This window comes from Marinomonas sp. ATLA20, assembly GCF_057180105.1.
Genome location: NZ_JBXUKU010000007.1, coordinates 92,754 through 114,651 on the forward strand (window position 1 = coordinate 92,754; position 21,898 = coordinate 114,651).

16 protein-coding genes are annotated in these 21,898 nt (G+C 44.4%); 4 read left to right on the forward strand and 12 right to left on the reverse strand.

The annotated features are described in order from the left end of the window. Positions 1-9: 9 nt before the first annotated feature. The 8 genes from AC2A4J_RS13215 to AC2A4J_RS13250 all read right to left on the reverse strand — a co-directional run bounded on the left by AC2A4J_RS13215 (position 10) and on the right by AC2A4J_RS13250 (position 11,512). Positions 10-675, reverse strand: a complete 666-nt coding sequence (locus tag AC2A4J_RS13215; protein WP_484176356.1) for a precorrin-8X methylmutase — start codon at positions 673-675, stop codon at positions 10-12. Beyond that, positions 672-1,460 (reverse strand): precorrin-6A/cobalt-precorrin-6A reductase, encoded by a 789-nt coding sequence (locus AC2A4J_RS13220; protein ID WP_484176357.1) that lies wholly within the window; start codon positions 1,458-1,460, stop codon positions 672-674. The genes AC2A4J_RS13215 and AC2A4J_RS13220 overlap by 4 nt, the downstream gene beginning before the upstream one ends. Then, the gene (locus tag AC2A4J_RS13225; RefSeq protein WP_255825911.1) at positions 1,457-2,611 is read right to left on the reverse strand and encodes a cobalt-precorrin-5B (C(1))-methyltransferase; all 1,155 of its coding nucleotides are present in this window, start codon (positions 2,609-2,611) and stop codon (positions 1,457-1,459) included. Before AC2A4J_RS13225 ends, AC2A4J_RS13220 begins: the two co-directional genes overlap by 4 nt. A gap of 6 nt (positions 2,612-2,617) precedes the next feature. Next, complete coding sequence (locus AC2A4J_RS13230; RefSeq protein ID WP_484176358.1) at positions 2,618-3,952, reverse strand: cobyrinic acid a,c-diamide synthase CobB; 1,335 nt, start codon at positions 3,950-3,952, stop codon at positions 2,618-2,620. Then, positions 3,949-5,742 (reverse strand): ATP-binding protein, encoded by a 1,794-nt coding sequence (locus AC2A4J_RS13235; protein ID WP_484176359.1) that lies wholly within the window; start codon positions 5,740-5,742, stop codon positions 3,949-3,951. The genes AC2A4J_RS13230 and AC2A4J_RS13235 overlap by 4 nt, the downstream gene beginning before the upstream one ends. Before the next feature lie 209 nt (positions 5,743-5,951). Next, a complete protein-coding gene (locus AC2A4J_RS13240) occupies positions 5,952-8,666 on the reverse strand; it encodes a hybrid sensor histidine kinase/response regulator (RefSeq protein ID WP_484176360.1) in 2,715 nt (904 codons plus the stop codon). 55 nt (positions 8,667-8,721) lie between these two features. Then, positions 8,722-10,506, reverse strand: coding sequence for a two-component system response regulator (locus AC2A4J_RS13245; protein ID WP_484176361.1), 1,785 nt, complete (start codon positions 10,504-10,506; stop codon positions 8,722-8,724). A gap of 403 nt (positions 10,507-10,909) precedes the next feature. Continuing rightward, positions 10,910-11,512 carry a DUF6198 family protein gene (locus tag AC2A4J_RS13250; protein WP_484176362.1) on the reverse strand — a complete coding sequence of 201 codons (603 nt, stop codon included), beginning with the start codon at positions 11,510-11,512 and terminating at the stop codon, positions 10,910-10,912. Positions 11,513-12,033: 521 nt separating this feature from the next. On the opposite strand from AC2A4J_RS13250, the gene AC2A4J_RS13255 reads away from it, so the two are divergent. After that, entirely contained in the window at positions 12,034-12,921 is an 888-nt protein-coding gene (locus AC2A4J_RS13255; RefSeq protein WP_484176363.1) for a LysR substrate-binding domain-containing protein, read from the forward strand. 44 nt (positions 12,922-12,965) lie between these two features. Here AC2A4J_RS13255 and AC2A4J_RS13260 read toward each other — a convergent pair whose 3' ends face one another. The 3 genes from AC2A4J_RS13260 to AC2A4J_RS13270 all read right to left on the reverse strand — a co-directional run bounded on the left by AC2A4J_RS13260 (position 12,966) and on the right by AC2A4J_RS13270 (position 18,754). Next, entirely contained in the window at positions 12,966-14,771 is a 1,806-nt protein-coding gene (locus tag AC2A4J_RS13260) for an ATP-binding protein (protein ID WP_484176364.1), read from the reverse strand. A gap of 160 nt (positions 14,772-14,931) precedes the next feature. After that, on the reverse strand, positions 14,932-16,533 hold the full coding sequence (locus AC2A4J_RS13265; RefSeq protein ID WP_484176365.1) for an isocitrate lyase: 1,602 nt from the start codon (positions 16,531-16,533) through the stop codon (positions 14,932-14,934). A 49-nt stretch (positions 16,534-16,582) separates the two neighbouring features. Further along, complete coding sequence (locus AC2A4J_RS13270) at positions 16,583-18,754, reverse strand: malate synthase G (protein ID WP_484176366.1); 2,172 nt, start codon at positions 18,752-18,754, stop codon at positions 16,583-16,585. A 143-nt stretch (positions 18,755-18,897) separates the two neighbouring features. Between AC2A4J_RS13270 and AC2A4J_RS13275 the strand changes: the two genes are divergently transcribed. From AC2A4J_RS13275 to AC2A4J_RS13285, 3 genes are all read left to right on the forward strand, one after another. Further along, positions 18,898-20,424 (forward strand): DUF3612 domain-containing protein, encoded by a 1,527-nt coding sequence (locus tag AC2A4J_RS13275; RefSeq protein WP_484176367.1) that lies wholly within the window; start codon positions 18,898-18,900, stop codon positions 20,422-20,424. A gap of 228 nt (positions 20,425-20,652) precedes the next feature. After that, positions 20,653-20,958 (forward strand): hypothetical protein, encoded by a 306-nt coding sequence (locus tag AC2A4J_RS13280; RefSeq protein WP_484176368.1) that lies wholly within the window; start codon positions 20,653-20,655, stop codon positions 20,956-20,958. A 1-nt stretch (position 20,959) separates the two neighbouring features. Beyond that, positions 20,960-21,559, forward strand: a complete 600-nt coding sequence (locus AC2A4J_RS13285) for a hypothetical protein (RefSeq protein WP_255828241.1) — start codon at positions 20,960-20,962, stop codon at positions 21,557-21,559. On the opposite strand, the gene AC2A4J_RS13290 is transcribed toward AC2A4J_RS13285, so the two are convergent. After that, a complete protein-coding gene (locus AC2A4J_RS13290; protein ID WP_484176369.1) occupies positions 21,504-21,809 on the reverse strand; it encodes a CopG family ribbon-helix-helix protein in 306 nt (101 codons plus the stop codon). The two genes, AC2A4J_RS13285 and AC2A4J_RS13290, sit on opposite strands and share 56 nt — an antisense overlap. Positions 21,810-21,898 lie beyond the last annotated feature (89 nt).

The window sequence follows — 21,898 nt, forward strand, 5'->3', positions numbered from 1 at the left end:
TGGCATGCACTAATAATACTCGCCTAGATTGCAGCGCAACAAAGCATTACAGCTCGCCGATGTCACGGCGCTACCGCCCATTCGTCCGAGCAAGGTAATGCATTCAATACCAAGCTTTTCATGAGCTTGCCAAAGCGCGTCTTTCGACTCTGCTGCGCCGACAAAGCCCACCGGCATACCGATGATTAAGGCGGGTTTTGGCGCGCCTTGCTCTATCATTTCCAATAATCGAAACAAGGCGGTTGGAGCATTGCCGATTAACACCACGCTACCAGCAAGATCTTGTTGCCATAAACTCAGTGCCGCCATAGAGCGAGTTTCGCCTTTGCTTTTCGCCAATTCTGCCGTACGAGCATCGTTCAAAAAGCACAATGGCTCTCGCGTTATCATGCGTTTGGTCACGCCTTGCTTGACCATTTCAACGTCGCACAAAATCGCGCCATTGTTGGCTAACGCCTCGCGCCCCGCTTGAGTTGCATTGGCACTAAAGCGTACTTGTTCAGCCACGTCAGGCAAACCAAGGCTATGTACTACGCGCATGACGACTTGCTGCTGGTCTTGGCTCAAGCCAGACAAATCCGTTAGCTCGCGGATTTGTCGAAAGCTGTCGCTCTCAATGGCTTGAGGATTATTTTCGTATTTTCTTTCGTATTGAGAGTCGTCTAAAGAAGTCACTGTTGGTTGTCTTTTTGTTGATGTTTATTGTGAATAGAAGCCTTGCCCCAAGCGGCTAAACAAGCTTTCAAGCAGTCTTCCGTGTCACTAAATTCACGTTCGGCTTCTGGCAAAATTGGCCGAGCATGCAATAAAACGGGAATAGATAATTCTCTGGCGGCTTCAAGCTTTGAATAGGTTGCCGAACCGCCACTGTTCTTACTAACGATAACATCAATGCTGTGATCCATTAACAATTGGCGTTCGTCCTCTAAGGCAAAAGGGCCAATGGCTTTTATCCAATCTATCTTATCTGGCAGATCGAACTTAGGCTCAACCGCCGTTCGCCACACAATGCGTTCAACGCTTGGTAATTGCAGTACACGTTTGAGCAAGGCTTCGCTCATTTGCCCAGCGCTTAATAAGGGCACTCGAAAACCATCAAGCTGAGCCAGTAAATCGGTTTCATCTTGGTAAAATTTCCAGTCATCGGCCTCTTCTTGCTGCCAGGCAGGACGATGAAAACGCCAGCATGGAATGCCAACATCTTTAGCCGCCGTCACGGCCTTACTGCTCATGGTTTGCGCATAAGGATGGGTCACATCCAAAATCGCGCCGATGTTATTGTCTTTTAAGTACCGAGCCAAACCACCAAATTGGGTAAATCCACCTACCACCAATTGGCAGTCCACCTTGGGCACGCGAACCAACCCCGCCAAGCTGTAGATGACGCTTACATTCTCTCTATGTAACGAGTCAGCCAGACGGCGAGCATCGGCGGTGCCGCCCAATAATAAAACCTTCATGGCTCATCTCGCTTTGTTAAATCAGCATCCAAGGCTTTACCAACAAATTGACCTTTGCGATCAATCGCCCAGACTTCTAACTCGATGTGAGCGGGAATGTACTGTCTTGCAAAGTCTAAGGCTTGCTGACAGATGGAATCGGCCAGTGGTAATCCTGCAGACATGGCAAAAGACAAGGCTTCCACACTCGTGTTGGCGTTTGTCATGCGCTCTTGTAACTCAGCTTCAGCGCCTAAACTGGCCGCCAATTGCGCCAAGGCAGCAAGGTCGATGCTGGATGCACGACTGTTTAGATCCATGTGATGCTGAGCTAGTTTACTGATTTTACCGAATCCACCGCAGATGCTGAGCTTCTGTAACTGAATTGAACTGTTTAGCTGGATAGAGTTGGTTTGCTCGACTTTCTTAATGTGTTTGAGCACAGCGCCGACGAAATCCCCCATTTCGATCAACGCCATATCATCGAGCTGATAATGACTTTTTATCGCGTCTTCGCTGGCATTACCTGTGGTAGCGGCAATGTGGGTGATTGAATTAGCACGTGCTACATCGATGCCCTGATGAATAGACGCAATGTAAGCGGCACAAGAAAACGGACGCACAATGCCTGTGGTGCCAAGAATCGATAAGCCACCCAAAATCCCCAAACGTGGATTCATGGTTTTTTGCGCGATTTGCTCGCCATTGATCACGCCAACAGACACATCGAAACCACCATGATATTGATAGGTTTGCGCAAAACCTTCCAAATGCTCGGTCATCATTTTACGCGGCACTGGATTAATTGCTGGTTCGCCAACATCAAGCAGCAAGCCCGTGCGTGTCACAGTACCTACGCCTTGCGCCGCATGAAAGCGTACGCCCTGCTCTGGCGATAATCTAAGCTCGACAAATAAGGTTGCCCCGTGGGTCGCGTCTGGATCGTCTCCAGCGTCTTTAATCGTCGCGGTTTTGATGCCGTCATCTATTGCTTGGTACTCGATAATCGGCAGGTCGACTACTTTGCCTTTGGGCAAGGTGACGCTGACGCTTGCATCTTGTTGTTGGGCAAAAAGTGCCTGAGCCGCCGCCACACAGCAAGCTGTCGCGCAGGTTCCGGTGGTTAAACCAGTACGCAGTGGCGCGGGCGATTCAGCACTTTCAGGCCACATAATCCGCTAGCCCTGCTGACCCGCTAAAAAGATCTTAGCAGTGACGTCTAAATTCGAAGGGAAAAACAAATGCAAATAACTCGCGGTTAAGCCTTTCTGCTGATAAATCGCCTCGCCCGGTGCAGGATGTCGCTGACGACGACCATAACCAACCGGCTCAGGTGTATTGGCACTGCGCGATCTGTGATGCGCATGACCGCGAATTTCACCTTGTGGAATCACCGCAGTTTGCATGCCTTGGCAGCCGCGTTTGCCGCGCATTGCGCCTTGGCCTGCTAAAATCCCCAACATCGGGTAACACTGATTGTCTAAGTCGGTTAGATCATCCAAGCTATAAAGCATGCCGCCGCATTCCGCTAAAATACCTTTTCCCGAATTGAAAAAAGCCTTGATGGCTTGGCGCATTGAAAGGTTTTCAGAGAGCGCTTTGGTGTACAGTTCAGGATAACCACCCGGCAACCAAAGGGCATCAGCATCGGGTAAAGCTTGATCGTGCAAGGGAGAGAAAAACACCACCTTCGCGCCCAAGCTTTTCAAAGCAATCAGGTTCGCATCATAGATAAAACTGAACGCGGCATCTCTAGCAACCGCAATGGTTTTACCCAGCAAGCTTTGTTCGATGGTTTGACTGTCATCTATTTGCTTAGCGGCATAAAAAGGCACGGTGTTAGGCAATTCCAACAAGCCCGTGTCTTGAGTTTCTTTCAGCCATTCTACTGCTGCTTCAAAGCGCACTTCTAGCTCGTCTTTTACTTCATCAGCTTGCACCAAACCTAAGTGACGCTCTGGCAAGGTAATTTCTTCATCACGCTTTAAGGTTGCGAGCAAAGGCAAGCTTTTAGGTAGCGCATCGCGGATCAATTCCGCATGGCGTTCGCTGCCACAACGGTTGGCAATCAGTCCTGCGACTTGCACATCATCACGGAAATTCGCCAAGCCAGTTGCGACCGCTGCAGCGGTTTGCGCCATGCCTTTAACGTCCATAACAATCGCCATGGGAATACCAAAACGAGCCGCAAGGTCAGCACTGGAAGGGTCGCCATCAAACATGCCCATGGCACCTTCCACCAAGATCAAATCTGCCACTTGGGCAGCTTGGTAAAGCATGTCTTGGCAATACTCTTCGCCCGCCATCCAAATATCCAGTTGCTCGACTGGCTGCTTAGACGCTTGCGCTAAAATCTGCGGATCTAGGTAATCAGGACCTGTTTTAAACACACGAACTACTTTGCCTTGATTGGTAAAATAACGCGCCAACGCCGCCGTAATGGTGGTTTTTCCCTGATTCGACGCGGGTGCTGTCAAAAATAACGCGGGACAATGAACAACAGAAGTGGTCATAAAGCAGTCTCTAAGAGCGAATTTAATAAAACGTATTGTGCGCCCAAATGCTGGGCAATATCCTGACCTCGACCTCGCTTGACTGGCGCGTTTTCAATATCGATTAATACCGTATTGCCCAGTAAAACAAGATCTGACACGTCGGCTTGAGTGCGGCCATCAGTCAAGATGTAAGTTTGGCTGTGCAAGCCTGTCGTTGATTTATGCTGCTGTGCCAAATACTGACTGGCGTTTTCGATAGCAACACGAAATGGCGTACCGCCACCAGCACCTAAATCCTCCAATAAATCAGATATTTCTTTGGGAGCACGAATTTTTGGCAAAATCGACGACACGCCATCTTGCCCAAAACCTAAAATAGCAATCTGTTCTCGCGCTAAATAGGCACGCTTAGCAATGTCTAAAATCACGCCCTTGGCATAGGCAAAAACGCCTTGGCTCAAGGTTGACGCAGAGGTATCTAACAACACCAAATGCAAAACAGATTGACCGGTTTTAGCGGGCTTATGAGTCAGGTTCTTCGGTGGCCATTCTTGCGGCTGGCTGACAATGCTACGAAACCAGTCAATTCCATCCGCTGCTTGAGGATCAATTGATTGCGCCACATCAGGACGATAACCTCCCAGCTGCTTGCCTTTATGCTTTCCCGGCGTTACCTCTCCAATAAGCGACTGAGCTGAGCGGCGTTCACTCTGCGCACCATGGACTGCAACATTAATGGGCGCGCTGCTCGCAAGGCTTTGAGGCGACATACTGCCCCATTCCCCTGAACCATTTTGCTCATTTGTCTGATTGTCTTGAGAAAGATTACCTTGAGAAAGATCATCTTGCGGCTGATTACTATTATTCAATGAAGGCGAACGAGAATCGTCAGGTCGGCGAGACGGCGGCGGGCTGGATGCTTGAGGCTGAGAGTTAGCTTGGCGGCGATGAGCCAACACCAAATCTTCGACGGCTTGAATATCGTCCAAAGCAACGACATTTGCGCCACGCCAAGCGGCGTGAGTCATGGCCGCTCGAATCCAAACAATATCACCACGTACGCCATCTATGTTGGCTAGCTGACAGCGCGTTGCGACTTCTAAACGTAATTCATCCGAGCAGCGTACTTTTTCTAAGGCTTGTCTTGCCAAGCGAATGCTGTTTTTTAGATTGCGTTGTTTGTATTTAAAGGCATCACAAAATGCTTGAGAGTCTTGATCGTATTCATCGCGCAGACGAACAATCTGTACACGCTCTTCAAGGCTATATTGATTCACTAATTCAACCATTAACCCAAAGCGGTCTTTTAACTGTGGACGCAACTCGCCTTCATCTGGGTTCATGGTGCCAACCAATAAAAAACGCGCAGCGTGTTCATGGCTGATGCCATCACGCTCAACACGGTTTACACCGCTGGCAGACACATCCAAGAGTTGATCAACTAAATGATCGGCAAGCAAATTCACTTCATCAACATACAAGACGCCACCATGGGCTTTACTCAATAATCCGGGCTTAAAAGCGACGTTTTTGTCTTGTAGAACTTGTTCTAAATCTAATGCACCAAGCAAACGATCTTCACTAGTGCCAAGTGGCAGGGTTGCAAAAGGAACGGGCTCTTCACCTTGTAAAGCGGGCATAACACCAGACAAACCACGCGCCAAGGTAGACTTTGCTGATCCACGCGGACCACTGACCAAGACACCACCAATTTGTGGATTAATCGCACACAAAATCAACGCCAGTTTCAGCGGCTCTTGCCCCGCTACTGCGGTAAAAGGAAAGTCACTAGAGGCTAAACGGGTCATTGAACTACCTGTTGCGATTGATTAAAGTCAAAAGGAAATCATAAGCCGTCTATTGTAGGCGTTTTCCCTATGATTTGTCTTGTTTGACCTTATCTATGCACCCTATTTATGTCAAACCGAAAGGTTTCAACATGGCTTGAGCGAAGCGCATGCAGTAAAAAAGTAAGCGCACACAACAACAAAGATGGCACAGCGCGAGTCATGATTTTTCAAACTGATTCTTGTTGAGCAGAATATTGGGCAATCAAGGTTTCCACCAAACCTAAATCAAATTGATTGATCGCAAGTTGAATGTTTTTTTGCTGGCTAGCTGGCAATGAGTTGCGCAGTAGATGAAATGCTTCTTCGGTCGTTTGCACATCACCACTTTGTGCAGCCAGCAATAATGGCTGCCAATCTGCTGCTGTTAGATCATGCAATAACGGCACTGAATCGACGGCTTGAACATCTACCTCTGCCAGCTCACTCGTATTATTTTGTGAGACTGTCGCCTCTATGATGGGCACAAACTTCACATTCAGGTGGGTGACTAAGGCCTTGTAGATATCTTCGATCTGATAAGGTTTGGCAATGACTTGCCAAAAACCATCATCCAAAAGTGCTTGCTGTTCATGAATTAATGTCGAGGCCGTCACCGCTATGACAGGAATACGCTGCTCAGTGTCTTCTTGCTGAATGAACGTTAATAAATCGCTCCCCGTTTTATTAGGCATTCGAATATCAGTCATTACTAAGTCTGGCGGATCCACTTTAAACGCCTTTATAGCTTGTTCGCCATCTTCCGCTTCAATGATCTGACAACCGGCCTTTTCCAATAAAGACACCAGAATGTCTCGCGACCATTCGTCATCTTCCGCCACCAACACTCTAATGGGATTATTGAGCCTCATGTTAAGCAAGGTATCTTGCTCATCGATGTCTGTGACTTCGTTGTCTTCCACTTTAGATAAAGGTAAATCGACAATAATTTGTGTCCCGGCACCTTCGCTGCTTTTAACGGACAAAGTCCCCTTCATCAGTTTGACCAAAGTCGTCGACAAGGACAAACCTAAGCCTGTTCCACCAGACGCCTCACCCGCTTTCCCTTGGACAAACGGCGTAAACAGATGGTCAATTAGCTCAGCCTCAATTCCAGGACCTGTGTCTTCGATACTAATATGTATTCGATCTTCTACTATTTGCACAACGGCTTTCACAGAACCTTGAGTAGTGAACTTCACCGCGTTGCCCAGTAGATTTGTAATGATTTGCTGGAATTTGACCGGATCTAACCATACAAGCTGTCGTTCATCTATATCACACTCAACAATCAGCTCTAGGCTTTTTTCCTGAGCTTGTCCTTGAAACAGTTTTCCTATTTGACCCACTTCGCGGCAAAGGTTGGTTTTTTGTTCGTGTAGCACAAGTCGTCCAGACTCAATTCTGGCAATGTCTAGAATGTCATTTATTAGGCCTAATAATCGATGACCAGCACTTGCAATGGATAAAAATCTCGTCTTGGAAACACCCGTTAATTGATTATCCTCACTGATCAATTGCGCATAACCTATGATGGCATTGAGCGGCGTGCGGATTTCATGACTCATATTGGCTAAGAAATGACTTTTCGCCTGATTAGCTTGCTCGGCCGCTTCTTTTGCTTGTTCTAGTTGCATAGAGACATTTTTTTGCTCGGTGATATCACTCATGATGTCACCGACTGAGGTGGCCTTACCATTGTCATCACGCAGTAAAAAATAGGTTTCATAGGTAGTAAAAGTATGGCCACCTAAACTCTTGGCTTCCAATTCACCTTCCCAGACTCCGTGCTCTCTAACATAAGGAATCACGGTTTCTTTGAGAAATTTTTGACTCGTTTCTGGGTAGAATTCCATATAATTCAGTTCTGCCAGAGAGTCATCGCTGGCCGCTTCATCGACACCAAGCATCGAGCGTATTTTTTTATTGAAATAGGATATATCGCCATCAAGGCTTGCCATAGCAAACCCTTGTGCGGAATTATCAGCAAAACTTTTAAACAACTTGAGTTGATTAAAGAGTTGATGGCGCTCGGTAATATCACGAGCAATCCCCAAAGTACCTCTAAAGTTTATAGAAGGCTCAATCACCGGAACCCGATAAACCTCGAACAAACAAGGCTCGCTGCCATCTTTTGGATAGCCCCATCCTTGTTCATGAGATGTTATGCTTGTTTGTAAAGGAATCTCACCGACATTTTGATAATAAGCACCTTTACCATCCAAGTTTAAATCTAAGTCACTTTTGCCTTTAACTTCATCTAATGTCAGTTGATTGAAATCTAAAAAAGCCTGATTACAATCAAGATAATTTCCTTGCTCATCTTTAGACCAAACAATGTCAGGGATATTATTTAGTAAAGAGGATAAAAGAAGTTCACGGCGTCTGGATTCTTCACGTGCCACAATCAAAGCGTTTTCAGTCTCGACCCAGTATCCTATTTCTTCAAAAATACCAGCAACACTCAAAGCACGTTGATGAGTATCTCTACGGGTAACGCTACCGCGCATTTCTATCCAGAAAGGTTTATTTAGGTGATTTTTAATCTGTAGGCGTATAACTTTATGAGCATGATTTGCTTCAGGCTTAAGTAACTCGGTTTTCCATTTATTGAAAGCAATTTGATCTTCAGATGATAAAAATGCTAACCAATCACTGAGGCTCTTAGGTGTTTTTTGCTCTTCAAAGCCAAGTTGCATAAAGAATTCAGAAGAAGCATACATGCGCCCGGTTTCAGGAAACCATTCCCAAACACCAGCGTTGGTTGCCAAAATCGCTCTTGAATAACGACGCTGTAAGGACTTAAAACGAAAAAGAAAAACAAGTTGGAAAGCGACCAGCACAAAAGCGGTCAGACAAAACAGGCCAGCAAAAACTTTAAGTAGTATGGGAAACTCTATATCCATGATTCATCCCTAAAAGCATCAAAAAAAACGCTGTTTTATCATTTAAAATCGTCGCCTAAAGTTTTTCTGGTTTGTGGAAGAAATACCCTTGCCCCCACTCAACACCCAAAAGTTTAAGCTTATCAACAATACTTTGATTTTCGACGAACTCTGCTACAACGGGTTTATTGAGTATTTTGGCCAGCTTGACGATCGAGTCAACCATGCCGTAGTGGATCTCATTTATATGCATGTCTTTCACAAACATGCCATCGATCTTAATTAAATCAAATGGCAAGTCCATCAGATAAGCAAAAGATGAGAAACCTGTACCAAAGTCATCTAACGCAATCGTACAGCCATGCTCATGGAGTAAAGACATAAACCGGCGAGTATCAGCAAAGTTGTTTAGCGCTTCTGTTTCGGTGATTTCAAAGCAAAACTTGCTGCCATCTAATTGATGATACTGTAATTGCTCAACAATAAATTCCGCAAAATTTGACTGTCGAACCGAAAGCGCAGATACATTTAAAGCAACTTGGTCAATTTGTTCCCATAAATCGGCACGATCTGACAGTTGCTGCATGGTATTACTAATCACCCAGCGATCTATTTTGGAGACAATGCCAAATCGTTCTGCTGCTCGAATAAAGTCATTGGGGTAAATCAAACCGCCATTTTCTTCATCTTTCAGCCGAACTAGAATTTCGATTTTCTTTTTGGGTTCATCATTGATCAATGAACAGACTTGCTGAAAATGTACTTCAAATAAATCTTTATCAAGGCCATCAATAATGCGTAGCCCCCAATTCAAATTACCTCGGTGCTCGTCATAAGCAAGATCTTTGGCATTTTTGATAATTCGAGAATGAATGCCCGACTTTTTGCTTGAATAGCAAATTTCATCGGCCAACATCACAACTTGCTCAAAAGACACCATATCCAGCGTAATAGGAATAGCAACTTGCGTCACCGTCATTCTGAACTGGCGTTCATCCCAGACAAATGCGAATTCTTTAAAACCTTGCTGGAGTAAACGGAAAAAAGACTCGACCGCTTCATTACCGCCTTGACTGATGACTATGGCAAACTTATCACCGCTTAAACGGGCACAAAAGTCCCGTTGTGGATCGGCGAGCTCACTCATCATGACGGCCAACTGATGCAATAACTCATCTCCCGCTATACATCCACAAGAATCATTAATCAGACGAAATTCGTTTACATCGATCAAAATAAAATACGGTACGTGTTCGGAGGTTTCTGCTTGGACTTCGGAAATCAGATGAGAAATGTGTTCGTCTAATGCATCGCGGTTATAAAGTTGAGTAACAAAGTCGTGCTGAGCAAGATACTTAAGTCTATCTTGCATGTAACGCCTTTCATTTACTTCTTTTCTGAGGTTTCGATTCACTAAGTTAAGATCAGCAGTACGATCACGAACCTTTTCTTCTAACGAAGAGGTAAGCTCTCTTAACTCATTCACCAACTGAAATTTTTCCAGCTGATGCTGTACTCTCGAACGCACTTCCTCAATTCGAATAGGCTTACTTATGTAATCATTGCCACCGGCCTCAAAGCCACGGCTTATATCATCTGCCAACGCAGTAACAAATATGATGGGGACATCTTTATGATGTGGGTGACTCCTAATTCGACGACAGGTTTCAAATCCGTCAATCCCTCCCATCATGACATCTAATAAAATCAAACAAGGCTGGGTTCTTTCTAGCAGCTCTAAAGCACGCTCGCCGGAATTTGCCACAGAAATTTGGCAATCCAATGCATCCATTACTTCCTTTAAAACGCGTAAATTCTCTGGCACATCATCGACAATTAACACTGTTGGAGACTGCTTCATACCTAGCTATACCTTTTCTATGATTTAACAATCACTTAAATAAAGTAATTAAAACACCACGACCGAACAACCCTTTAGTAAATACTACCTCTGTTTATTACTGAAGATCTACTTAAGTTGTTTCCATAAAAAGTCTAACACCCAAATTTAATGATATTTCAAGCGAACAGAAAACTCATTGTACGACGAAGCAAAGCGATGACTTGTAGAGAATTGTAAAGCTTATTCTCAGCAAAAAACTGAGACGTAATCTATAAAAAAAAATAATAGGGCTTTGCTATATAACTAAAGACTTAGATGAGATACGGAACACGCACTAATATGGATCGTATTTTGTCCACTTTTAATGCGTGCTCACAGAAAGCAAATGAAGGAATAAATTGAAGAATAAGAAAACTTTATTTTAAGCTTTAGCATCCGACATAGCGATTTGCGCCCATTTAGGGGGGCGATGATAACGGCCAACGACAGAACTTAATAATAAAAAGGCAAGCAATGAGTAGCCTAAATGACTCCAATCAAGAAATACCACCGCGGCCATCAATAGGCCAATATCCGCAACCAATGTTGTTTTACTGGCATGAATATCAAATCGGCGCTCTAAAAAAACAGATAAAATATTTAATCCGCCCAAAGAAGCATTATGTCGGAATAATATGATCAATCCAAAACCAACCAACAAGCCACCCAAAGCACCGGATAAAAGCGGGTGAATAGACAGCACTACATAGTGTTTCATCAACTCGGAAAGTAGAGATAGCAAGCTAACACTAGCAAAAGTACGTAAGGTAAAATCTCGGCCCAAGGTATACCAAGCCAAAATATAAAAAGGAATATTGAGCAAGAAAAATAACTGCCCAAAGGACAAATCCGTAACCCGCAGCAAAATCATTCCCGCGCCCGCCGTGCCACTAATGAGCAATCCAGCAGAATTTAGTATATGTAGGCCTAAGGCAACAAGCAGACAGCCCTCAATGATAGAGAGCCAACGATGGGTGGTTTTCATAAGGTTTCCTTAACAAGAGCCGTATTAACTTTTGGTTAATAACAAAGGTTTGTAAAAATCGCTTCTTGTGGAAGCGGATAACACAAACCACATTTAATTCAGTACTGAGTTTCTCGGTTAAAACTGAAGCATATTTCATACCAGAATATAGGGAAGGCGTGAATAATTCTACTAAGCCTCAGTCTTTCAGAGAAACCGTCAAATAAGGCGCGGCTCTGAAGGAATGTAGGTACCTTTCAAAGAGTTGCAACGACATGTGGCGTTTTCTCTGAAAGACCCGTAGGGCATGGCCTAAAAGCCTGTATTCTTTGTTGAGCACCTCGAAAATAGAACCACTATTCACATTCGCTACTCGCCTCGAATAACAGGCTTTTATACACTTGCTGAGGCAAGAAGATTTGTTCACACCTTCCCTAAAATACACAACGGCTTGTGTGTTTTTATTTCTCTCGTTAATCATTTATGTCGCAACAAGAGAATAGCACTACTCATCAAAACAGAAACAAGGCTACAATAGCGAAATGCGAATAACACTTAGACAATTACAAATATTTGAAGCGGTTGTACACACCGGCTCCGTCACGGCGGCCGCCGAAATGGTCTCTATCAGCCAACCTGCAGCAAGCCAAGCACTAAGAGAGCTAGAAGCCCTTTTGGGTCGCCCTCTTTTTCGTCGCCATGGCAAACGCTTGCAAATAACCCCACAGGCGAGACACTTACTCCCACAGGCTCGTGCCGTTCTTAGTCAGATCGAGCAAATCGAAAGCATGGGAAATGAAGATGAACTGAGCGGGTCTTTGCATTTGGCCGCCAGCGTGAGTGTAGGTAATTATCTACTGCCTAAACAAATGTCTTCATTTAAACGTCAGCACCCTAATATTCGTTTCAATTTGGATATTGGGAATACCCAAAGTGTGATTCAACAATTACTGACAGGCAAAGCAGAAGTCGGTTTTATAGAAGGCTACTGCCAACACGCCGAATTAATGACCCAAGTTTGGTTAAAGGATGAGCTTGTCGTCTTTGGCTCTGCCAATGAAGAACGTGCTGAAAATCTATCTTGGGAAGATTTGAAAGAAGCCAGTTGGGTCATGCGCGAATCTGGATCAGGCACTCGCAACATATTAGAACAAGCCACAGCAACTCACATACCACAGCTTAATGTCGTGCTTTCCCTTGCTCACATGGAAGCAGTAAAACAAGCCGTCATACACCAAATGGGGCTGGGCTGCTTGTCACGAATGGCGATATCTCAAGAACTAAATTCGGGACTCATACGACTTTATCAAACACCACTAGCACTCAACAGAAACCTATTAATCGTCACACCTAAAAATACCGCATTAACACAAAACGCCCAGCGCTTTATCGACTTATGCTGTGCCGTGCCAATCTTATCAAATATTTGAGTGCTGGTTCAGAAGTTAGCAAGTTAGAAGAGACTTAAGCGAACCTAAAAAATATCCTCTCTTCTAACTTTATTAACCATGGTTTCTAAATCTTCAAACAAGAAAGGTTTACTAATAAAGGCGTCCATACCGGAATTAAGACACTGCCGTTTAATGTCTTCTTCCACATGGGCGGTCAGTGCGATAATTGGTGTTTGCTTTAAGCCTTTACTTTGTTCTAGCTGCCGAATAGCCACTGTGGCTGAAAAACCATCCATTTCCGGCATGTTACAGTCCATAAAAATCACATCGTACTTGTCAGACCCATTGAATTTTTCTAACGCGATAACACCTGTCTCAGCTAAGTCGACAGAGCATCCCAATTTAGAGAAGAATTGCTCACAGAGCATTTGATTGATTTTATTATCTTCTGCCAACAAAATGCGTAAATCAGTCTGGGAATCAGGTTTTACAAAGAGTTTCTCTGATGACTCTAGGGATTCTTTCACAGCTGTTTGAGCAGACAAAACAAACGGAATCGCGACAGTAAAAGTACTTCCTACTCCCATTTCACTCTCAACCAAGATAGTTCCGCCCATTAGCTCGACTAAGCGTCGTGTAATACTCAATCCCAACCCAGTCCCTCGAACATTAGGATTAAAATGGTTAATTTGATAAAACTGCTCAAAAATTTGCTGTTGATCGTCAGGCGAAATACCAATACCCGAGTCTCTGATAGCAAAAGACAAAATTACTGTATTGTCCTCATCACTTTCTTTAGAAGATACCTCAATACATATTTCTCCTTCATCGGTAAATTTAAAGGCATTGCCGACAAGGTTGTAAAGGATTTGATGGAGCCTATAAGGGTCACCCTGAACGGTCTCAGGAATGTCTCCAAAATCACAAGTAAGGCTTATTGGTTTTTTTTCAAACTGAGGGGCGAGCAATAACATCACTTCGTTGACGATATTGCGCGAACTAAATGGAATCTTTTCTAACTCCAGCTGCTCTGCGTTAATTTTAGAGTAATCTAAAATATTATTAATAATGTGCATTAAGGTTCGACCCGCATTATTGATCACGGTGACTTGTTGTTGCTGTTTTTCGTTGAGGTCTCCCATCGCCAATAATTGTGCCATGCCAAGCACCCCGTTCATGGGCGTGCGTATCTCATGGGTCATCGCAGATAAAAAATCGGCTTTGGCTTGACCGGCTACTTCAGCCGCTATTTTGGCATTTTCAAGTTCTTCAGCCTGCTCTGAAAGCTTTAAATTATCGTTAAGAGCCTGCCAGTACATTTGATTTTGTTGCTTCCCTGTCACAAAAATAAACAACCCATAACCAAGAATTAAACCAACAACAATCCAGTTACCAGGCTCATCGAGAAATAAACCAGAGGCCAAAGCAAAAGGCCAACAAATCAACAACCAGTAACTGCGCATTATTCTATAGGAAGGTGCCAATACGGTAATTCCACCAATACTAATACCAGCCGCGGCCATCATGTTAATGGTCACAGGTAAGTCGACAATCGGGTTAATGTAAAAAAGCCAAGCAGAACCACTCACCCACACAATTGCAGAAGAATTGTAAATAAAAGCATAACGGGAAAAATAGGACGGATAGTCAATTTCGTGCGAGGAAAACACTTTGAAAAATAAAACCAAACGGTAAATTTGCAGAAGTATAAAACAGCCAGAAAAAAGGCCAATAATATCGAGATGCTCTCGTGCTGTTGCTGAACTAAAAACAGCCGCCCAAAAGGCAAACAGATAGAAGACGCCACCAAACCGAGAGCGCTTAGCTAAATCTTTTAAGCTAATGTCATTAACTTGTTTATCATCTAGCGCATAACGTGAATTATTCAATAGAATCCTCGAATTCAATAGCCATAAAAGTTTGAGGTAGCCAGTTTCCAACAGCCATAATAATCCATTTACACAATATTAAAAACTAAGCAAAAAAAACCAGCAGGGGGAAGACTGCTGGCCTTTTTTATCAATACATTCTGACGCTCATTTTATTTAATCAGACTGCAAATTGATTCATGGTGTTATCTTTACCAGACGCTTTTAGCGCTTGCTCACCAGAGAAGTACTCTTTGTGATCATCACCTATGTTAGAACCCGACATGTCTTGGTGCTTCACACAGGCCAAGCCTTGGCGAATTTCCTTGCGCTGTACTTCTCTCACATAACCCAACATGCCTAGCTCACCGAAGTAATCTTTCGCCAAATTATCCGTAGACAACGCGGCCGTATGGTACGTCGGCAAGGTAATCAAATGATGGAAGATACCTGCTTGCGCAGCGGCATCTTTCTGGAAGCGTCGAATACGCTCATCCGCTTCCTCGGCTAACATGCTGCCATCAAAATCTTGTGACATCAGTTTCTCACGTTGGTATTGGCTAACATCTTTGCCTTCTTCCAGCCACGCATCAAACACCTGCTGACGGAAATTCAATGTCCAGTTGAAAGAAGGACTATTGTTATACACAAGCTTGGCATTTGGCATAACGTCACGAATACGATTCACAATCGCGGCGATTTGCCCTATATGTGGTTTTTCCGTTTCGATCCACAATAGATCCGCGCCATTTTGCAAAGAGGTAATGCAATCCAACACCACGCGGTCTTCACCCGTATTCGGTTTAAAGCGCACCAAACCATTCGGCAAACGAGTGGGCTTAATTAATCGCTCGCCCAGTTTGATTGCCATATCGCCAGATTGCATCTGCGCAAGTGAGGTCACTTCTTCGCCATCGATAAAGGCATTGTATTGATCGGCTAAATCTCCAGGCGTTTGTGATACAGGAATTTTTTGCGTTAAACCCGCGCCCAAAGAATCCGTACGCGCTACGATCACACCATCGTCTACACCCAATTCCAAGAAGGCATAACGTACCGCATTAATTTTCGCTAAGAAATCTTCATGAGGAACCGTCACCTTGCCATCTTGGTGACCACATTGTTTTGCATCAGACACTTGGTTCTCGATCTGGATACAACAAGCGCCCGCTTCAATCATTTTCTTCGCTAGCAAATAGGTCGCTTCTTCGTTACCAAAACCCGCATCAATATCGGCGATGATAGGCACTACATGGGTCTCGAAGTTATCAATTTTCTGCTGAGCGGCTTGTTCACGGACTTGATCACCCGCTTCTCTGGCGTCATCCATTTCTTTAAATATGTGCTGTAATTCACGGGCATCCGCTTGCTTCAAAAAGGTGTACAACTCTTTAATCAACGCTGGCACAGACGTTTTTTCATGCATAGATTGATCTGGCAATGGGCCAAACTCAGAACGCATGGCCGCGACCATCCAACCAGACAGGTACAAGTAACGGCTACGTGTGGTGCCAAAATGCTTCTTGATAGAAATCATTTTTTGTTGGCCAACAAAGCCATGCCAGCACCCCAAAGACTGAGTGTAATTCGCTGGATCTTTGTCGTAGCTCGCCATGTCTTCACGCATGATTTTAGCTGTGTATTTGGCGATATCTAACCCCGTATTAAAACGGTTTTGCAATTGCATTCTCGCTACGAATTCAGGATTCATCGCCGCCCAAGTTGGACCTTGTTGATTGATCGTATTGCTCGCTTGCTGTGTTTTATTATTATAAGTTTGCATAGCTCTTCTCACTCTTTAGGTTGTTTAAGATAAATTTATTAATAGGTAATTAATTTGCTGCTTTCGCTTTAACTCGGTACGCATGTAAAAGTGGCTCGGTATAACCATTTGCCTGAATCACGCCTTTAAAAATCAAATCTTGCGCTGCTTTAAAAGCGAAACTCTTGGCATTTAAGGCCATCGGGCGATACCCTTCTGTGGCTATATTTTGCTCATCCACCACCCGAGCCATGCGTTGCATCACCTCATCAATCTGCTCTTTACTGCACACACCATGAAGCAACCAGTTCGCTAAATGTTGGCTAGAAATCCGCAAGGTGGCACGGTCTTCCATCAAACCCACATTGTTAATGTCAGGCACTTTCGAACACCCCACGCCCGCTTCAATCCAGCGCACCACATAGCCCAATAAACCTTGAACGTTGTTTTCGATTTCTCGTTCAATCACTTGCTGCGACAAAGTCAAATTGCTTGGAATCGTCGGGATGGTAAGTAAATCTATCAGGCTCGCTTTCGGACGATTTTTGAGTCGCTCTTGCACTTCAAACACATCCACTTGGTGATAATGCAATACGTGTAAAGTCGCCGCGGTTGGCGATGGCACCCAAGCCGTATTCGCGCCCGCTTTCGGATGGGCTACTTTCGCCGCCATCATCGCTGCCATTTCATCTGGCATGGCCCACATTCCTTTGCCAATTTGTGCTTTGCCAGGCAAACCACACTGCAAGCCTATGTCGACATTGCGATTTTCATAAGCCTGAATCCAAGGCTGGTTTTTAATCTGATCTTTTGGCAAGAAAGCACCCGCTTGCATACTGGTGTGAATCTCGTCACCAGTTCGATCCAGAAACCCCGTATTGATGAAAAACACCCGAGATTTCGCCTGACGAATACACTCTTTCAAGTTCAAGGTCGTACGGCGTTCTTCGTCCATAATGCCGATCTTGATGGTGTTTTCTGGTAAGCCAAGCATCTGCTCTACTCGAGCAAATAACTCACAACTAAATGCCACTTCCTCTGGGCCATGCATCTTGGGCTTGACGATGTAAATACTGCCCGTTCTACTGTTACGAATGCCCTTGTGACTCTGCAAATCCAACGCGGCAATCAAGCTTGTTACGACCGCATCAATAATGCCTTCAGGCACAAAGTTACCCAGTTCGTCTTGCATCAAGTCACATTCCATCAAGTGACCGACATTGCGAATCAACAACAAAGAACGGCCATGTAAGCGGTATTCTTGATTATCTAAGTCCGTAAAAATACGGTCTGGGTTCATGCGGCGCGTTTGCGTTTGCCCATCTTTTTCGAAGCTAGCTTCTAGCGTGCCTTGCATTAGGCCAAGCCAATTGCGGTACACGTCAATTTTGTCTTCCGCATCAACGGCTGCCACTGAGTCTTCACAGTCCATAATGGTGCTTAGAGCTGACTCAATAAGAATGTCATTGATATTGGCTGGGTCTTTCACACCGTTTTTGCCGTTACGATCAAACTGAATTTCTACGTGCAAACCGTTATTTTTCAGTAATACGGCTTCTGGCTCACTGCGCTGACCATTTACCGCCACCAGCTGGCAAGGTTGCTGTAAACCGGTTTGGCTTCCATCTTGGAAAAAAGCCAATAAATGATGGTAATAAACCACGTAGCTGATCACGTCTTTGTGAGAACCAGACTCGAGCGGAAACACCTCATCTAAAAAGTCTTTGGCTTTGGCAATCACGGCGTCACCACGAACTGGGTTATAGGCTTTGCCTGTCGCTAGCTCGTCTGTTTTAGGAATCACATCCGTGCCGTAAAAAACGTCGTACAAACTGCCCCAACGAGCATTGGCGGCATTCAGCGCAAAACGTGCGTTCTTGACTGGCACAACCAATTGAGGCCCTGCTAAGTGAGCAATTTCTTCATCAACATTCGCTGTGGTGATAGTGAAATCATCGCCCTCTTTAACCAAGTAACCAATCTCACGTAAGAAGGCTTCATAAGCCTTTGTGTCCATGACTTGGTCTTTATGATCAAGGTGCCATTGATCGATCTGCTGTTGCATCGCATCACGAGTAGCCAACAGTTCGCGATTAATCGGCGACAAGTCAGCAACGAGCTGCTCAAGGTCGCGCCAAAATTTGGTTGGTTCGATAACGTGAAGTGGCAGCACTTCTTCATTGATGAAGTGGCAAAACCCTGGATGAATCACTCTGTTATTTTTCGCTTGGGGCATATTCATCTCGCTTTCCTTCTTTCTCTTATCACTCTGATTCTTAGGGTTAGCAATTCGCTTGATCTCTCTTTCGATTGCTTGATTTATAGTCTATGCCCGACTAAGCTAAAATTTCACAATAAGAATTACACAGTGTAAATTTTACAAAAATGAAAAATAAAAATAGCCTCAATCGCAAAGCCCATTTTTTGGGAACAAAAATCCGCAACCTGCGTAAACGCAACCGTTTGACGATGGAAGACCTGTCGGCACGGTGCATTAAAATAGACGCAGAATCGGCCCCATCAGTGTCTTATTTATCCATGATAGAAAGGGGGAAACGCATCCCCAGTGAAGACGTATTGGAAGTCATCGCCAGCGTTTTTCAGAAAGAAGTCGAATGGTTCCTAGATGATATTCCGGAAGAAGAAGCCATTACCCCAACGAAAGGATCTGGCGGTGGTATCGATGGCATGGCGTTAGAGCCAAACTTTTTGTTTTCCAAAGAAATACTGCAAATAGCCATTCCAGAGATGCTTTCCCAAACGGGCACCAGCGGTCGACAATTTGCCCATCTATTGATTCGCGCTCACCAAGAACACCATCAAAACCATTTCCCAGATTTAGAACGCGCGGCGGAAGAAGTGGGACTCAAACGTTTGCCATTAAGCCTTGATGAGATTGTTGCCATCACCAAGCAAATGGGCTTGCAGATTAAATGGTTTCGCAAGACGCCGTTAGCGGTATTACAAGAGATGGGCATCAGTGAAAGCCATGTGGTGACGTCTTTTTTTGATCCGCCAAGTACGATTTACATCAACCAAATCATGAAAGCCCAACCACAACGATTAAAATACAATCTCGCAGTGCATATTGGTCACACGGTATTGCACGACAAAGACGGCATGAAAAACGTCTTGGTCACAGGGCGAAATGAAATATCCCCATTGCAGGCTAAGTCATCCAAAATACAATCATCTGGTATGGATGCTCAGGATATTTTGTACGCTTGGCGAGACTTCGAATGCAGCTTCTTTGCGGGTGCTCTGCTTTGTCCAAAAGTGCCGTTTAGACAAATGCTGGATCGCAACGGCTACGAAATTAATACCGCACAACTGGCGGGTGTTTCAGAATCCGTTACCATGCGTCGTATGACAGCGGCGTCGCCTTATCCCCATTGGCATTATTTTGATGCTTACGCACCGGGCAAACTCAAAGCCGTGTATCGAGGCAATGGCATTCCGTTGCCTTGGGGCAACATGAGCATGGTGGAAGATCCTTGCCAGCACTGGTCAGTGTTTCGCAAGATCAGTGAGCCAAGTACTGGCACATCAGCACAAATATCGATTCTTAATGTCGGCGATGAGCCACGAATTTACGCTTGTGAATCGGTGAAAGTCCAAGACCTTGCAGGTAACAATCACGTACTTTGCTCCGGCATCGATTTGAACCCAGCTATTGACGCCCAAGGCAAAGACGCCCTTTCAATTGCCGCCGATTTACGGGAAGCCTGCGTGACCAAAGGCGGCTCCTCACAGATCCCAAGAAGCATCAAAAAAGACCTAATGAGCGTGGCGAAGATTTTAAACATCAACTGGGTCGAACGAGGCATAGACAACGATGCGAGATTGATTTGCTCTCGTGGCGCCGTTTGCCCAAGAAAACCGAGTTGTTATCAACAATGCGAGGCGAGGTAGTCAGCTTGTTTGAGGAGAGTTTATCGGTGGAAGCCAAGCCGTGTGGTGTTTTGCTTGCGTCACTGACGTCGTCAGCGCAAAACACCACATAGCTAAGTTCTACTTATGTTTTTTTATCGTCTCGGTTTTTGCTGATAGTTTGAACTAAAATAAAGATAATGAATTGAAAAGTACGAATAATGACGTACAATAAAAAAGTACGATTTATTTCGTACAAAAGGAGTGGTGATGGGTTTCAAGGATGTGAAATCACAAGTGGTAACTTGCTTAGAAAATGGCTCATACGACCATGAAGTAAGAGAAAAAATTGATGTCAAAAACCTTTTCCAGTGCGGTCAGTTAAACGATGATGAGGTTATTGAACTGATACGTCATACTCGCGGCAACGAATATGAATCCAGCCCTCACCATCAAGTATCTACTATTGATGTACATGTATTAAAGCCATTCAAGAATGGTAAACGATGGTATATAAAATTTTACTTTATCGAGCCCGATGCCATGTTTATCAGTGTTCACGAAAGTGGAGTGTAAAATGAAGATAGTTAAAGAAGGTGATTCAAGACAGGTCATTTGCCCAGAATGTGGTTTAACACATGCGACTTATCAGCTTCGAGATGTCAGTTTTAATGATGATTCAGGCTTGGTGAAAAATATCTTGGCGGCGGTATGCAATCACTGTAATACAGTAGTTAGCATCCCAAAACAATCCACCGCGAAAGTGCGTGCCGAGTACAATAAAATCAAAACGCCAATCGATGTGCGTTTGCCTGCTCACTTTTTAGATATTCTAAATATAGCGACGCAGAAAATAGACGCCAGCTTGGGAGACAGCTTTAATAAAGCCTTGGTTTTATACTATCTTCACGCCTTAAGTTCCAATCGATTCTCTCAAAATGACTTAGGCTTGCTGTTAACATCCGACCTTGCCAAGGCAAAAGCTTCAAAGCGCTTTTCAGTTAAGCTTAATGAAAAGAGTATTAACGAAATCAAATCCTTAATGGCATCGCAAAAACTGAAAAATAACACGGAAGTCTTTAAAAGTCTGATACTTAGAATCAATGAGGACATCGTTCAGCCTAAGCAACCCAAACATCTAGCAGAATTGCAAAACTTCGCCGCGGCTTTTGCATAATCAATGAACTAAATAAGTCCATTTGAACAGCACGCTTTGCATCCCATTTCGCTTTAATATCAGAGTGGTCGATCAATTTCCCTTTGTCTGCTGACTCAATGCCTTTTTCTACTTCACGAATAAACCAGTCTTCGCGGGCAGCGTATTGTTTAATGGCTTCCGCCATTGGCCTATCCATTGCTTCAGCCATTTGGCCAACACGTTGCAGTGTCTCTTCGTCTAGTCTGACGGAGGTTGCTTTTAAAGACATTGAAATTCTCCAAGGCTCTCTAAGAATCTAAATCATGGTACATACGTGTTTCTTCGTCTTAATCACCCTTAAAATTTGACGGTGAATAA